Source organism: Mycobacterium scrofulaceum (genome assembly GCF_002086735.1).
In the GTDB taxonomy this organism is placed as follows: Bacteria; Actinomycetota; Actinomycetes; order Mycobacteriales; family Mycobacteriaceae; genus Mycobacterium; species Mycobacterium scrofulaceum.
In genome coordinates this window covers 1-15,694 of the sequence record NZ_MVIJ01000076.1, presented here as the reverse complement: position 1 = coordinate 15,694, position 15,694 = coordinate 1, and the positions used below count along the sequence as shown (strand labels likewise).

Annotated in this window: 11 protein-coding genes and 1 pseudogene; 3 read left to right on the top strand and 9 right to left on the bottom strand. The window is 61.5% G+C overall.

The genetic code is table 11. From position 1 onward, the window contains the following. Positions 1 to 140: 140 nt before the first annotated feature. From BST44_RS27170 to BST44_RS27135, 8 genes and pseudogenes are all read right to left on the bottom strand, one after another. Positions 141 to 1,159: pseudogene (locus BST44_RS27170) on the bottom strand (flavin-containing monooxygenase); the annotation flags it as partial. Between the two features lie 337 nt (positions 1,160 to 1,496). Next, a complete protein-coding gene (locus tag BST44_RS27165) occupies positions 1,497 to 2,555 on the bottom strand; it encodes an LLM class flavin-dependent oxidoreductase (protein WP_007172230.1) in 1,059 nt (352 codons plus the stop codon). Positions 2,556 to 2,676: 121 nt separating this feature from the next. After that, the gene (locus BST44_RS27160; RefSeq protein WP_007172229.1) at positions 2,677 to 2,868 is read right to left on the bottom strand and encodes a ferredoxin; all 192 of its coding nucleotides are present in this window, start codon (positions 2,866 to 2,868) and stop codon (positions 2,677 to 2,679) included. Between the two features lie 11 nt (positions 2,869 to 2,879). Continuing rightward, positions 2,880 to 4,178: a cytochrome P450 gene (locus tag BST44_RS27155; protein ID WP_007172228.1), complete on the bottom strand. Its 1,299-nt coding sequence runs from the start codon at positions 4,176 to 4,178 to the stop codon at positions 2,880 to 2,882. A gap of 56 nt (positions 4,179 to 4,234) precedes the next feature. After that, complete coding sequence (locus BST44_RS27150; protein WP_046184315.1) at positions 4,235 to 4,846, bottom strand: TetR/AcrR family transcriptional regulator; 612 nt, start codon at positions 4,844 to 4,846, stop codon at positions 4,235 to 4,237. A gap of 447 nt (positions 4,847 to 5,293) precedes the next feature. Continuing rightward, positions 5,294 to 6,751 carry a flavin-containing monooxygenase gene (locus BST44_RS27145; protein WP_007172226.1) on the bottom strand — a complete coding sequence of 486 codons (1,458 nt, stop codon included), beginning with the start codon at positions 6,749 to 6,751 and terminating at the stop codon, positions 5,294 to 5,296. Between the two features lie 338 nt (positions 6,752 to 7,089). Further along, positions 7,090 to 8,148, bottom strand: coding sequence for a BtrH N-terminal domain-containing protein (locus tag BST44_RS27140; RefSeq protein WP_007172225.1), 1,059 nt, complete (start codon positions 8,146 to 8,148; stop codon positions 7,090 to 7,092). Between the two features lie 92 nt (positions 8,149 to 8,240). Further along, on the bottom strand, positions 8,241 to 9,794 hold the full coding sequence (locus BST44_RS27135) for an acyl-CoA synthetase (protein WP_007172224.1): 1,554 nt from the start codon (positions 9,792 to 9,794) through the stop codon (positions 8,241 to 8,243). Between the two features lie 423 nt (positions 9,795 to 10,217). Between BST44_RS27135 and BST44_RS27130 the strand changes: the two genes are divergently transcribed. Next, positions 10,218 to 10,982: an enoyl-CoA hydratase/isomerase family protein gene (locus tag BST44_RS27130; RefSeq protein ID WP_007172223.1), complete on the top strand. Its 765-nt coding sequence runs from the start codon at positions 10,218 to 10,220 to the stop codon at positions 10,980 to 10,982. A 214-nt stretch (positions 10,983 to 11,196) separates the two neighbouring features. Here the strand turns inward: BST44_RS27130 and BST44_RS27125 are convergent, their stop codons facing one another. Then, entirely contained in the window at positions 11,197 to 11,850 is a 654-nt protein-coding gene (locus BST44_RS27125) for a TetR/AcrR family transcriptional regulator (RefSeq protein ID WP_007172222.1), read from the bottom strand. A 768-nt stretch (positions 11,851 to 12,618) separates the two neighbouring features. Between BST44_RS27125 and BST44_RS27120 the strand changes: the two genes are divergently transcribed. Together BST44_RS27120 and BST44_RS27115 are read left to right on the top strand one after the other, a co-directional pair. Next, positions 12,619 to 13,818: an acyl-CoA dehydrogenase family protein gene (locus BST44_RS27120; protein ID WP_007172221.1), complete on the top strand. Its 1,200-nt coding sequence runs from the start codon at positions 12,619 to 12,621 to the stop codon at positions 13,816 to 13,818. A gap of 62 nt (positions 13,819 to 13,880) precedes the next feature. Beyond that, positions 13,881 to 15,428 carry an acyl-CoA synthetase gene (locus BST44_RS27115; RefSeq protein WP_007172220.1) on the top strand — a complete coding sequence of 516 codons (1,548 nt, stop codon included), beginning with the start codon at positions 13,881 to 13,883 and terminating at the stop codon, positions 15,426 to 15,428. The last annotated feature ends 266 nt before the right edge of the window (positions 15,429 to 15,694 follow it).

The following is a 15,694-nucleotide window of genomic DNA, read 5'->3' as shown; positions in this document are numbered from 1 at the left end:
CAGCGCCGTCTTCCACAAGGGCAAGCCGCTCGAACGGCCTATCGACATCACACCCGAACCGTCGGCAGCTGAGCCTCAAACCGTCGGATCGCAGGTCGCCTGAAACTCACCGATCCACAGGTCTTGACGATATCTCACTCACGGATGTCGAAGAGGTAATTGGTGTTTTACCTGCCATGGCCCTCGAGATCCCGCCTTCGGTAGCTGGTCCATCGCGCGCTGGAAGTAGCCTGGTGCGAAATCGGCGAAGGGTTCTTCTTCGACATCTTCCCTGGATGAGCGGCTACGACGGTGTCGTAGCCGCGCGCGTCCATGCAATTGAGCAGGCGACAAACGTATTCCGATACCAGGTCGGCCCTCAAGGTCCACGATGCATTGATATAGCCCATGGTGAACGCCATGGTGGGCACATCGGACAGCAACATCGACTTATAGGTCATCGACTTGCTGACGTCGACATCCTGGCCGTTACGACCAAGCTTGGCGCCCCCAAAAGCCACAAGTTCAATCCTGTTGCGGTAGAAGATGATATCGGCCGCCAACTCGTGACCCGTTCTGGTGAAGCGGTCGATGTTGGCGAACGTTGCAGCATCGTTATGTGCCCGGCGCCGCTGTCGATAACGACGACGTTCTTTACCGGCATAATCAAGGTCTCTGGGCCGGTGCTGAGGTTGCAATATGGGCCCACCGAAGTTCTCCTCGCCGGGAAAGTTTGGTCGGTAACCCGCGTCGTAGTTGTAATAGCCGCTACACATGAAGACGAACCGCGCCTCGAGCTCTAATTCCTCAGCCGTTCCGAACCGCCTTGATGGTCCAGCGCCGGCTGGCGTCCGACCAAGCGGCAGACAAGACCTGGGTACCGAAGTGAATGTGCTCATGGATGCCGTTCTCGGTCGCGACCTCACGCAGATAGTTCTTGATTGTCGGCGCGTCGACAGTGAACCTGGCCGAGTGCCAGGGCTTGAAGGAATCCGAACGTGCACATATCTGAGTCCGACCTGATGCCCGGATACTTGACCAGATCCCACGTGCCACCCGGATCACTTCTGCGCTCTAGAACTACGTACCTATTACCGGGGCAGCGATCCTGCGGGTGCCAGGCAGCGCTGATACCGGAAATCCCCGCTCCCACGACCACCACATCGAACAACTCTGACATGTTAATCGAGGTTAGCAACCCGATGACCTTGTCGCCAAACCGCTCGATCGACTCCGCATCTACTCCGTCGGACCGCCTTGATGCGGCGCAGAAGGTCCGCGCCGCAACGCATCTGCGTGCCACAACGTGTTCTGACCACTTCACTTCCTAGTGAAAGAGGACCGGCATCGTCCTAGCCTTCCCCAAGGACCGTTATTGCCAAACGCAAGCTCGGCTGTCACTGGGGGACTGCACCCCACCGAGATAGTCCCAGAGGGAAATGAGTAGTTTCATGCGAACCCGAAGGTCGGCATCGATCGATGCGGCAGCGCACTTTGTGTGCGAGATCGCCGTGTCGCTACCGTGGTCCGGGTCGCGCGTGCAGCTGGGAGGCCGGAGGCATATTGGGCGGGGCGCAATGCTTGATGAGATCATCGACGTTCTGTCCGACCCGCTCAGGCGCGGTACCTACCGACGGTGGGTAGAGCATGATGTGGTCTAGCACGCCCTCGTAGCGGCGTAGCCCGTTGCGAACCTCGTCAGCGGTGCCGGCGACACCCATGACGTCGATCATGTCATCGGTGACGGCGTTGAACATGGCCTGAAAGTCGCTGCGGGTGAAGGCTTCTCGGATGACGGCACCCTGCTTGGCGAATCCGCAGAAGTCGAGCAGCGGTTCGTAGGTCCTGACCGAGGCGTAGAATGCGATCTGCTGCGCTACCTCGCGACGAGCGATCTCGGGGTCGTCGTGGATGGAGCACATCACCATCGACACGATCTCGACGCCGTTAGGGTCGCGCCCGGTGCGTTGTGCGCCCTTGGCCACCGCAGGCCGCACGACTTCCTCCACATACGCGGTGGTGAAGAGTGGATGCCCGGCCAAGCCGTCAGCGACCCGTCCGGCGGCTTCACACATTCGCGGCCGCACGGCGGCGGTGACGATGGGGATATTGCGCGCAGGGGGTTCTACCGGCCCGGTGGGGACGAGATTCATATTGTAGAAACGGCCCTCATGGCGGACGGGTCCTTCGTGCAGGTTCCAGATGCGCCGGATAAGGGGTACGAGTTCCTCGACGCGCAGGGCGGGGGCGCTGGTATCGGTGACAGAGTGCCAATCGCTCATCATCCGTTTGGTGCCGTTGCCGATCCCGAGCACGACCCGACCACCGGACAGTTCGTCGAGGTCGCGTGTTTCGGTCGCCAAGACCAGCGGACTACGTCCGATGCCGTAGAGGATTGACGACCCGATGCGACACCTGTTCGTCGAGGTTGCCATCGCCGCCATCGAGATGGATCCCGACCGGGTGTAGAACTCGGATGCCCAGACGGCGTCGAACCCGGCCTGGTCGGCAGCCGCGGCGGTGGCCTTCATCGCGGCAAGTTCAGGGGCGACGACTGAAAGTCCATAAGTACTCATAAGTGACGGCTCCATCGTGTGGTAGGTGACAGACGGTGTCAGCGGCTAGTTGACCCGAAGGCGAAAGCCCATCGCCGCCGACAGCAAGCAGGTGTGTCAGCGTTGCCTCAGGACCGCGGTCTCAGTCCTCGACGGCGAGAGCGCCTGTGGGGCAGCACGATACTGCTTCTTCGATGAGTGATCTGTGGCATTCCGGTGGCTCGGGGTTCACGATATTGAGTTGGCCATCGTGCCTGACCTCGAAGAAGTCAGGAGCCAGGCCTTCACACATTCCGATTGACGAGCATCGGTTGCGGTCGACTCTGATCTTCATACCACGCCGCCTTACGCGTTCGGGGTGAAGCGGACGGGAAGGTGATTCACGCCGTGGAAGAACGTGCTGACGGTGTAGCTGGGTGGCCCGCAGACTTCAATATCAGGCAGGCGGTGCAGCAGTTCTCTGAAGAGCGCAGCGAGTTGCTGCCTGGCCAGCTGGTTGCCGAGGCAGTGATGGATTCCCCCGCCTCCGAAGCTCACGTGCGGGTTAGGGTCGCGCGACAGATCGAACTTCTCCGGGTTAGTGAACACGGTGGTGTCCCAGTTGGCCGAGCTGTAGAAAAGTATGATCTTGTCACCCTCGGTGATCTGCTGCCCGCCCAGTTCGCAGTCGCGAGCCGCCGTCCGGCGAAATGTCATGATTGGTGTGGCCCACCGGACGAATTCTTCCACGGCCCCTTTGATCCGTCCGTCGAAATCCTCCATGAGCCAAGCTCTTTGGTCTGGGAAGTCCGTCAATGCTTTCATCGCGTGACTGGTGCTTTGGCGCGTGGTGTCGTTCCCGGCGATCGTGAGAAGTATGAAAAACGAGACGATCTCGTCGTCGGTGAGTTGTTCGCCGTCCACTTCAGCTTGAACGAGGTTCGTCATAAGGTCATCTTCGGGCTGCCGGCGACGTGCGGCGATGATTTCGCGGGCGCCATCGCCCAAGAATCCCATCGCTTGGAACAGGCGAGGTATGACCGGGTCTTCGCCCATCACCTCCGGGTCGCTCCACCCACCGGCATACCGTGACTCCCACGCGATGTCGCGGCGCATCGAGTCCGGCACGCCCATCATGTCGAAGATGTTGTGCATCGGCAGCAACGCGGCGCACTGGTCGACGAAGTCAGCCTCGCCTTGCGGGGCAAGGCCATCGACGACCCGTTTCGCGTTGGCCTCGATCTGGTGACTGGTCAGCCGCATTTGCTTCGGTGTGAATGCGGATGCCAGCAATCGTCGAATCTTGGTATGCCGCGGCGGGTCCATAGCGATGAAGCCTTGCGCGGTGTCGAGCAGTTCCTGCGGGATCGACTCCATCACAATGCCTTGACCAGACAGGAAATCGTCGTGTCGCCGGGTCGCCTCGACAAGTAGCGGGTGGGTGACCACGGCCCAGAAGCCTTGGTCGTCCTCGTCGTCGATCATGGTGTGCTCGACGCGCGGGTGCCAGCTGATGGGGGCGCGTCGGCGCAGCTCCGCGTAGGTCTTCTCACGGTCAGCGGCGGTGCCAGCCCAAAAGGCAGTCGAGGACAGGTCGGCAGAATCATACGAACGTGCTGAACGACGCTCCACCGACGACTTCGGAGCGGAAGCGCTGACAGTCATGAGGGTCCTCCCGAGCTAGTGTCTCCACGCCAGTGTTTACACTTTTCTCTATAAAGTCAACATCCAGACAAAAATCTGCGTTGTGTAAACGGCCTCGCGGGATCTGCGCCCAAATAGCGAAGGGCGATCCGCGAGATCCGCTCACCGGTCAGACTTGCATCGGCAGAAGGAAGCACGACATGGCTCACAGTGAGCCTCACCAGCGCATCGGCGACTTCATGCACGTCATCGGCATCCAGACCTGGAAAGTGCTCGTTGAACCAAGTCACGAGGGCTGCCGAGGATAGCTCCAGCAGCGATGCCGAGGTCGGCAGGAGCGGCAACATACCGGTTGTCTCGGAAACCGTTTTGTCTGTAGGCCGATTTGACGTCAACACCGCCTTCAAGAGCGGGCTCGCTTCCGCTTCCTCGAGGGTGTACGACACCGCGGCGGTGATACCCCCGCGGACATCTCCGGCGTGTTGTGCCGAAACTGCGTGAATGCCGTTCAAGAATCGTTCGCCTTCGGACACAACCAGCGCGTCACCCAGTCCCTGCTTATCGGTGAATTCCTTGTAGAGCGTCGGGCGGGACACGCCGACAAGCTTGGCGACTTCACTCATGCGAACCCGATGCCAGCCCTTCTCGATAGTGAGGTCACGCGCAGCCCTGAGAACTTGCTCACGCATGTGCTGGCGAAACGAGAGGCGAACGGACTCTGTGGACATGGTGAGCAGGATATGCGTCTTGCACAAGTGTTCCGTCCGGGCGGTGGAGGACCACACCTGCTTGCTGTCGAAGATGACCAATCGCCGGTCCCTGCATGATTTCGTTGATGCGGTTCTAACGCCGGCTCGGAGCGTTCGATGGCTTAGTCGGCAAACGCCGGCGTGATAACGGTGGGCGTAAGCGTTGCCAGGACAGTGGCCACGCTTGGTCGTCACCACCAAAGACCACGCGAAGTCGTTCCCCATTCCATGGGCGTCGTAGCGTCCTCGCTCCGAATTCTGCCGCCGCCTGATCCGAGACGCTTGCGCTCGCGTTAGGGCCCCAAACCATCTTCACCGATGACGTGCATGGCACCAAGCGCGACAGGATCCGCGCGAAAAGACCTTGATTGGCTTTCGATGCGCGTCTCATCGGAGTTCGAAATCTGCGATCTCAGGTGCACGCAATAGTTCTCGGTGCCGCTCGGGTGTCCACGGAAACAATTCGGGAAGCCCATCTTTGCCTAGGTACCAACTGTTGCAACCGGTAACCCAAATTGTTTGTGGCATCGCTGCTTTCATGCTGTCGTTGTAGCCCTTGGTGGCCAACTTGGTGGGCGCGGCGGCGACGATGCGGCCCTCACGGATCCGGTTAATCCACCACAGCACATAATCAGCCTGGTCCTCGGCGACCGGTATCAGTGACTGGTTGCCGATCGGCGAATGCGGACCCATCAGCATGAACAAGTTTGGGAATCCGGGCACCGCGACCGACCGATACGCCGTGGGGCCATCGGCCCATGCCTCGTCGAGGGTGAGCCCACGCTCCCCGACCACTGTCAGCGGGCGCACGTAGGCCCGGGCGTCAAACCCGGTGGCATAGACCAGCAGGTCGAGTTCGTGCAAGGTACCGTCGGCCGTGATGACGCCGCGAGGCTCGATGTGGTCGATCGTCTCGTTGATCACCTCCACACCCGGTTGTTGGACCGAACGGTAGAAATGTCCCGCCATAATCTGGCGCTTGCACATCGGCTGATCTTTCGGGGTGAGTTTCGCGCGCAACTGCGGGTCGCGCACCGAGAGTCGCAGGTTCCATCGACATAGCGTCTGAACCAAGCGGCGCTGAAATCCCGGACGGATCGGCGCGCGGCCGAAGATGCGCCTGACCACCAATCCCCAGAACCAATAGCCCAGGCCGTTCAACCTCGGCCACCGCGTCAACGCGGCCTGGATCAGCGGTGAGTAGTGCGGATTGGGCATCGGAAAGACCCACTGCGCAGTGCGTTGGAAGACGGTGAGCCGACTGACCTTGCCCCCGAGTTCGGCAATGATCTGTATGCCTGTCGAGCCCGTCCCGATCAGTCCGACCCGCTTGTCCCGCAAGGTGACGGAGTGATCCCATTCCGCGGAGTGGAACACCGGCCCGGCAAAACTCTCCTGGCCGGGAATGTCCGGATAGCGCGGCACCCGGAGCACGCCGGTCGCGGTGACAAGGACGTCGAATGTCTCTTCGCTGTCGTCGGTCGTGATCCGCCACCGCTCGTCGTCGTATCGGGCGGATATGACCTCGGCGCCGAACTTGATGTGCGGGCGGATGGCCCGTTCGTCGGCCACCTGCTGGAAATAGGCCTGGATCTCCGGCCCCGGCGGCAGCAGGTGCGACCAGTTCGGGTTGGGCCGAAACGAGTAGGAGTAATACCGCGATGGGATATCGCAGGTTAGCCCCGGGTAGGTGTTGTCTCGCCATGTGCCGCCGACATCCTCGGCCTGTTCGAAAATGGTGTACGAGTCAATGCCGGCGTCCTGCAGCTTGATCGCCATGCACAGTCCCGACATGCCCGCACCGATGATTGCGACTTTGACTGACCGTTGTTCCGTCATGTTCATCACTCATTCTTGAAGTGCTACTTGTACTCGGCACTGCCGATCACGCCGATACCGGCGCCGCTACGCACTAAGGCATTGATGCGCGCTTCCGCTCGTTGTCGGCACACGACCAGCCGTCCTACCCGCGCACGCCGGTGCGGCGACCCTTGTTCCGTGCACCAAGCGTTCCCTCCTGCTGCCCCAGTTGCGGACCGCTACACGTGTGGAGCCACCAACAGTGTTAACCGTCGTTAGCGTACCCCTCGAAAATGGCTCCGGTGGGTCAAAAGCCGCGCTGCGTGGACGTTCGGCACCCAGATGCCAAGCTGAATGCAGCGGCCGGCCCAAGGCGGAAATTGTTACGTCAGAGCCGCTCCGGCGGCGAAGAGCGATTCCGTGAGCCGCTTTTCGGCGTCAGGCACACGCTCGGCTGCGGCCGCAGTGGCGGCGGCGCGAGCCCGCAGTGGGGTGCCTGGGTTGTAAGCCATCCGGGCTACTTCGGTCCAGGCGGTCGACACCTCCCGAGCAGCCCTCGACGCCTCCAGGGCGGCTTCGGAATGCAGCAAGTTGGCGATGCTTCGACAGCCGTCGGCCTGCAGGGCCCTGAACAACCCCCCTCCCGTCCCCGCCTTCTCAATGAACGCCCACAGCGCAAACAGGGCGCTTTCGAGGTTGTGATCGTCCAGGGCGTCAGGCCACGCCGCCACGTCGACGGCGAAATGCTCGACACCATCGAGTCCATCCTTCTGTGCCTCAGGGTCGCGAGTGACTGTAAGACCCCGGCTGTCGGTGATTGCCGCCATCGCCTGCGCGCTTCGGATAAGGGCGGGACCGGCGATCGCCGCCAAGTCCGGCGCCGTAGTCGGCCAGTCGACGATGTAGGCGGTGTGACGGGTCGGCACGGGAAAGCCGGTCGAAGACCGTGCCCGACGGAGATCCTCGTAGGGGACCAGTTGGACCGAATCTCGGTCGTTGTCAACGACCAAGGCCACGCCTCGGTCGTCGTCGTAGCCGGTGATGACAATGTCGTGGCGGCTCATGCTCAACCGTGCGCGCAGATAGGGCAGATGAGCAATGTCGGCCCAAACCATCACGGGGGTGCGGCGGTCGAGTTGATCGGTCACCCACTTCCACCCGAGGTCGCCGTCATCGGTGGCGCGAATCTCGAACTGTGCACCGACATTAGTGAGGTATTGCTCTTCGAGATCGGGGCCCCTGCCAACGAGGTACACCGGCGGAAATAACTCGTCGGAACGGGCATAGGAAAAATCCAGCGTGCCGCTCAGCGCGAAAACCAGTCCTTCGCGGGGGGCGTGCACACCCCAACGGAGTCCGGCCCACTCGGTCAGATCGCGGAGGGCACCGGACCCGCAGTGGCCGCCGAGCTCGTGTCTGTAAGGCACCTCTACGCGCGCCATGACGATCCCGTCCTGACGGCCTGCCCAGGGCGTCTAGGGAAATCCTTTGGAGGCAGCCGCGTCGATGGCCGCGGGGCGCGCTGCAAGGGCACCTATCGACCCCGGCTAGTGCTTGTGCACTCTTGCCGGAACTGTTTTCGCAGTTCGCGTTTGAGCACCTTGCCAGCACCTGAGAGAGGGAGCGCATCAACGAACGAGGCTGTACGGGGCGCCTTGTATCCCGCGATCTGAGTCTTACAGAAGTCTCTGAGCTCTTCGGCTGTCACCGAGGAGTTTTCGGTCAAGACGACGACCGCATGAACGCGCTCGCCCCAATTTTCATCGGCAACTCCGATGACCGCGCACGCCGCCACCTCCGGGTGCCTGGACAGAACATTCTCGACTTCCGTCGAGTAGACATTCTCGCCACCCGAGATAATCATGTCTTTGATGCGGTCGACGACGAACACATAACCCCGCTCGTCCATGTAACCGGCGTCACCGGTGTGCATCCACCCATTGCGCAGCGCGGCCGCTGTCTCGTCTGGTTTATTCCAGTAGCCCAACATCACGTTGCCGCCACGCACGACGATTTCGCCGGTATTGCCCGGCGGCACTTCCTTATCGTCAGCATCGACGATTTTGACCTCGGCGCAGGGCGCGGCGCGGCCGGCTGAACGCAATAGGTCCGGATGCTCGTGGTCCTCAGGACGCAGGACTGTGGCTAGGGGGGACAGTTCTGTCATGCCATAACCCTGCATGAATCGCGCCGACCGCACGGTCTTCATCGCGCGCGACAGGACCGCCTCGGAAATCGGCGATGCCCCGTACATCACGTTTCTGAGGCTGGAGAGGTCGTAATCCCTGACGGCGGGATGGTCGACGACCATCTGCAGCATGGTCGGCACTAAAAGGACGTCGGTGACCTGGTGGCGTTCGATGGTCTGGAGAATGGCACTGGGCTCGAAAGTCGAGAGCATCACATGTGTGCCACCCAGGGTGGTTTGCCCCGCCCAGGCGGCCAAGTCCGCGAGATGGAACAACGGCGCAACATGAAGCAGTCGAGCCTCCGAACTCAGAAAGCTTCCCACGCTGAGCATTCCCAGCACGGAGGTCATCAGGTTCGCGTGGCTAAGCATGACGCCCTTGGGTAGACCCGTGGTGCCACCGGTGTAGAACACACCGGCCAGTTGATCGCCGCTGCGCCGCACGTCATCACCGACTTCGCCGCCGGCTATGAGTTCCTCATAGCAGAACATTCCCTCCGGGGTCGGGGCGTTTCCGCAATGAACGACTGCGCGCAGGTCAGGATATGACGCGCGAAGTGCGGGGACTGCTGGACTGAAGGCGTCATCGACAAATAAGACATCGGTTTGGGAGTCGCGCAGGGCGTAGGCAATCTCCGGAGGGCTCCAGCGGATATTGATCGGGTTTAATACCGCGTCCGCCCACGGCACCGCCAGCAGGTACTCATGGTAACGGTCGGAGTTGAGCGCCAGCATGCCGACGCGATCCCCGCGGTTAACGCCAATCGTCCGTAATGCGCTCGCCAACTTCGCGATTCGTTGTGCGGACTGCGCATAGGTCCGTGTTCGATCCGCGTCGATGGTGGCGAGGCGGTCCGGGTGTTGTTGCAGTGCTCTGTGCAAGCCCTGCGTGAGGTACATCACGTCTCCTCCTGAACTCTCAACCGGTGCGGGCCCGGCAATGACACATCCAGTGGCCCCGAGCGCCCTCACGTTATCAGTGGTTAACATTACTGGGGCGCCGATGGATAGCACAATCGTCCTTTGAACTCGACAACTGAGAGCCCACCCAGTCACCCGCCTGCATCGAATCGTCGTCACGTCCCACAATCGTGAATGCTTAGTCACATATGCTGCGACTTGTGGCGGGAACGGTGTTACCAGTCCCCACTTCCAAGTCGACTACTCCAATTAGGTGGCGTTGGAGGCGATAAAATCGAAGACCCCGTCGCAGCCCAGACCTGCACGCCCCGCAGAAGGTGTCGCTGGGACGTCCAAGTGGTCGCCGATGGGACGCCGGCATTGTCGATGGAGACAGTGCCCAGAACACGCGGAAGGACTACCTTGGATGATCCGGTGATTTATGACGTCGTCGATGGGGTGGCCTGGCTGACTATCAACCGGCCCCACTCTCGCAATGCGCTCAGTGTCGCCGTGCGCCAAGGATTATGGGATGGCGCACGTCGGTTCAATGAGGACGCTGACGCGCGCGTACTCGTTTTGACCGGCGCGGGTGAAAAGGCATTCTGCGCCGGCGGCGACCTTAAAGAGATGGCGCACCAGGCGCTGGCGGTTCCGCCACTGGACTTCGCCCCGCAGTTCGGCCGCAACATCGACATCGCTAAACCGACCATCGCGGCGGTCAACGGTGTTGCATTCGCCGGCGGGTTCCTGCTCGCACAGCAGTGTGACCTGATCGTCGCCGCCGAGCATGCCCTGTTCGCGATCACCGAAGTCAAAGTCGGCCGTGGAGCTCCCTGGGCCGCTCCTCTTTCGTGGCTCGTTCCACCGAGAATCGCTCTGCAGATGATGCTCACCGGCGAACCGATCAGCGCGGCCCGGGCGTTCGAAGTGGGTCTTGTTAACGAGGTGGTGCCCGCCGCTCGGCTTAGGGATCGAGCCCAGAAGCTGGGCGCTCTAATCGCTGGAAATGCTCCGCTGTCGGTGCTGGCCGCTAAACAGACTGCGTATCTATCGGCGCGACATCGCCTTGAGGAGGCATACACGCTGGCTGAGAAGATCTGGGAACCCGTGTACCACTCCGCGGACGCGCAGGAGGGCCCACGCGCATTCCGGGAGAAACGGGCACCTGTATGGCGGGGACGCTGAACACGCCGGATGTCTGCGAATGCTCGTGCCAAGGACCGCGCGGCGAGACCGCCGGCTGACTGGCGCGGCGTGCGGGCCCGCCAAGCAAGCCGATTGGCGGCGTGCTTAATCGTGGCCAGGGAGCCATCGACACGAAGCAAATCATTGACAGCCTCTGCTCAGCGAAATCACCCTCCCGAGGACACGCCGAGGCGAGGACACTCCGAGGTTGCGCCTACCGTCGACCTCGGCGCTGCGGCAACGCGTGGCTTGCCCGATCCTCACTGTGCGACTCGCACGGTGGAACGCCGAGAACAGCGTGCCCCATCCGCGCGAGCAGCACCGAGACGCGCTCGGGAGGCATCCCCGTATCGCGATATTGCAACGTCGATTGGATGGCACCGATCGCGCCGTGAACAACGGCGCGCAATTCCGTCTCGTCCAACTCCGGCCTTAACTCGCCCAAAACGTGCACCCACTCTTCAACGTAGAGGCGCTGTTTGCGGCGCAGGCGACTACGTCGATGGTCAGGCAGATTATGGACTTCTCGGTAGTAAACAATGGCGAGTTCGCGCTTCTCCATCACCAGGGCAACGTGGTCGGCTACTAAGGCAGTCAGCGCCTCGCGATCATCTCGGCTTTGTTCAACGATCGCCGACGCCCGTCGCAGCAGCGTGTCAATCACTTGTTCGAACAGTGCCGCCAGCAAGCCCGCCTTGCTGTCAAAGTGCCGGTAGATCGCTGGACCGACGACCCCTGCCGAGATGCCGATATCGGCCATAGAAACAGCGTGATAGCCACGGTCCGCGATGAGTTCGGCGGCGGCCGCCAGAATCCGCTCGCGACGCTCGCCTCCTCGCGTGCGGCCGACGGTGACTGTGTCGGTCACGGTCGACCATCCTTTCGCAGTCGAAGCAGCAATACCTCTTCCGTTCGAAACGCCCACACGTTCCGGGTGATCTACGAACGTTAACACTTCTTCACGATGCCCACTCCCCACGCACAACTGCCGCGCCATCCAACGTCCATACTGGGAGAGGCCCCGGGGTACCTCCAAGCGCGGCGCGGCTGCAACCACCAAGACAATCAACCCGGATAGATTGCAGTGATCGGCGGACGAGACCTCCTTCATTCGCATGAGTCGTAGATCTGGTGCACCGGAGCGCGACATCTACGCGATGGGTGTTGCAAATCCTTGGGCCTCGCACGTAACGTTAGCCACCAGTAACTGAGGCTGTTGAGCTTCGACGGTTTCTGGACTAATCGGGGCACGCGAAGCACTCCTTGAGGTGGCCACTTGCACGCGACGCCCGAGCCTTGCATTGACTTAAGTCGCGGTCGCGAGTGGGTAGGAAGGGATCGGTTTGAGAGATTCAGTGCCGATCCTCGCGCGAGGAGCCTGGCTGACCGATGCCGCCTATGCGCTTGATCGTGTTGGTGGGCGGCGCAGTCATGCTCCAGGACAATGCTTTCGGCGCGTGCGCTGGGAGGCGAAGACAAAGTTTCGCTCCGATTGTTTCGGAATTCAGCACACGGGCCGCTCGCCCCGTTGGGCGAATGCTTTCCGAATCGTCCGACTGCACAATCGAATTGAGACACCTTGCACCTGCGTGCAACCGCTGTTCGGTTGCCGACGCAATTCGATCCGGGAGCCATCATGACGGATATCGAAGCAACCACCAAACACATAGCCGGGACGGAAGGCTGCGCTGTGCCCAACGATCCGTGGACCACGCCGGAGCGGCTAGCACTGAGCCAGTTGGCGCGATCTTTCGTCGCTCGCGAGATAACACCGAAAGTGACGGATTGGGAGGAGGCAGGTGAAATCCCGCGCGAGCTGCACCGTAAGGCTGCCGATGTGGGACTTCTCGGGGTTGGATTCCCCGAGAACGTGGGAGGCAGCGGCGGCGACGCGATCGATTCGGCGTTGGTAACCGAGGCAATTCTGGCGTGCGGTGGGTCTACCGGCGTGTGCGCCGCGTTGTTCACCCACGGCATCGCGCTTCCGCACATCGCCGCGAATGGATCGGATGCCCTGATCGACCACTACGTTCGCCCCACCCTGGCCGGAGATATGATCGGCTCGCTGGCAGTCACCGAGCCCGGAGCGGGCTCAGATGTGGCGAACCTACGCACACGAGCAGTCCGCGATGGTGACACGTACGTGGTCAACGGTGCTAAGACCTTCATCACGAGCGGTGTCCGCGCCGACTTCGTGACTACCGCGGTGCGTACCGGGGGACCCGGGTACGGCGGAGTTTCGTTGCTGGTTATCGACAAGGGCACACCGGGGTTCAAGGTTGACCGCCGGCTGGACAAGATGGGATGGCGTTGCAGCGATACCGCAGAACTCTCGTTCTTTGACGTTCGCGTTCCCGCTGCGAACCTGGTGGGGGCAGAGAACGGCGGATTCTTGCAGATCATGCAGCAGTTTCAGTCGGAACGACTCGGCATTGCCGTGCAGGCATACGCGACGGCGGAGCGCGCGCTCAAATTAGCCAAGGGTTGGGCGCGCGAACGCCAGACTTTCGGGAAACCTCTGACGGCTCGTCAAGTGATCCGCCATAAGCTCGCGGAAATGGCCAGGCAGGTCGACGTCGCGCGCGCCTACACCCGCGCCGTGATGCAACGGTGGCTGGCCGGGGAGGATGTAGTCACTGAGGTGTCGATGGCCAAGAACACCGCCGTATACGCGTGCGATTATGTGGTGAATGAGGCGGTTCAAATCTTTGGTGGGATGGGTTATATGCGCGAGTCCGAAGTCGAACGGCATTACCGAGATTGCCGCATTCTCGGAATAGGCGGTGGCACCAACGAGATCATGAACGAGATCATCGCCAAGCGCATCGGCTTATAGCTGTTCGGCACTGAATCGGCCCACGACGACGTGTCTGGGCGACCGGCTCCGAAGGAGTTCACATGGACAGGGGTATTGGCAGTTGGGCGACGAAACGGGCCTTCCTGTCCGGCGACCGCACCGCCCTCGTTGACGATAACCGACGGATCACCTTCACTCAGCTCGATGAACGGACCAACCGGCTTGCGCGTGCCCTGCGAGCGCTCGGTGTCCGCAAGGGCGACAGGGTTGGCGGTCTCTTGATCAACAGTCCCGCGTTCATAGAAACGATGCTGGCGGCCGCGAAACTAGGCGCGATCTTCGTGCCCATGAACGTGCGGTTGGCGCCAGCAGAGGTGGCTTACCAGCTGGCCGACTCAGGCGCAGACGTGCTCGTGTATTCCAACCCGCTGGCCCCGGTCGCCCGCGCCGCGGTGTCAGAGGATGGGGTGCGGGTCCGCCACCAAATGGCCGTCGGCGGTGAATGCCTTGCCGGTGAGCTTTCCTACGACGACGTTGTGAACAGTGAAGCGCCCACAGCTGTGGGCTCCGACGTGGCGGGCCATGACATTGCAAATCTGATGTATACGTCCGGGACTACGGGGCGTCCCAAAGGTGTGATGCTCACCCACGACAACCATCTGTGGAACGTCATGAACGCGCTGACAATCGGGCGCGGGCTGCGTGAGACGGACGTGACCGTCGCCGTGGCTCCGATGTTCCACATCGGGGGACTCGGAGTGCACACGCTGCCGCTGCTGCATGTCGGCGGTTGCAGCGTGCTGCTGCCGTCCTTCGATCCGCGACAGACGCTGGCGATGATGGCCCAAGAGCATGCGACAGTGCAATTCATGGTTCCGGCGATGTGGGCCGCGCTGATGAACGTCGATGGATTCGAGGACCACGATTTGTCGGCTCTCGAACTGGCGGCTGCGGGTGGCGCACCGTGTCCGTTGACCGTCATCGAATTCTTCCAAGGACGCAGTCTGCCGTTCCAGGAGGGTTTCGGGATGACCGAAACCGCGCCTATCGTCTCATTCCTCGACGCTGAACACGTTAAGGAGAAGGCCGGATCGATCGGTCGGACGGCTTTTCACGTCGAAGCTCGTATCGTCGACGACGCCGACAACGACGTCCCCGTCGACGAGGTGGGCGAGTTAGTAGTGCGCGGCCCTAACGTATTCGCGGGCTACTGGGGTCTTCCCGAGGCGACAGTGCAAGCTTTTCGTGGCGGCTGGTTTCATACTGGCGACTTGGGCCGCATTGACCGAGAAGGTTTCATCACTCTGGTCGACCGAAAAAAAGACATGATCATCAGCGGTGGTGAGAACGTTTACCCGATCGAGGTGGAGCAGGTCCTCTACCGTCACCATGCCGTGCGCGAGGTCGCGGTTGTCGGTGTGCCGCATCCGCGTTGGGGCGAAACTCCGGTGGCCGTCGTGGCCCTTCAGCAGGATGCCGCCGTCAATGCAGAGGAGCTTATCGATTACGCTCGAGAACGCCTTGCCCACTTCAAATGCCCGTCACGAGTACATGTCGTTCCCGACTTGCCGCGAAACGCCACCGGCAAGGTGCTCAAGACGGAGCTTCGCCTGCAATTCGGCGGGGAGGGGCTTTCAGTTCTGCGTTGAAACGCCGTTCTCTCGGCCAGACGCACATTTGCTTTTCGCCACACCTCGACCACGTTGCGGTACGCAGAATGCGGTCAGCGGCAGCATGGACGTAAATCTTCGCACGCCTGCCGAATCGCTTTGGGTGAGAGTCGTTCATGGGTGGATACGAGTGGCAGCGCAGCGGGATGGCGGATGATCCGACGGTTCGAGGCTCAGCTGCCGACGGTTCGGGTGTGATGTCGATAGGCCGTTCGAGCGGCTTGCCCTTGTGGAAGACGGCGCTG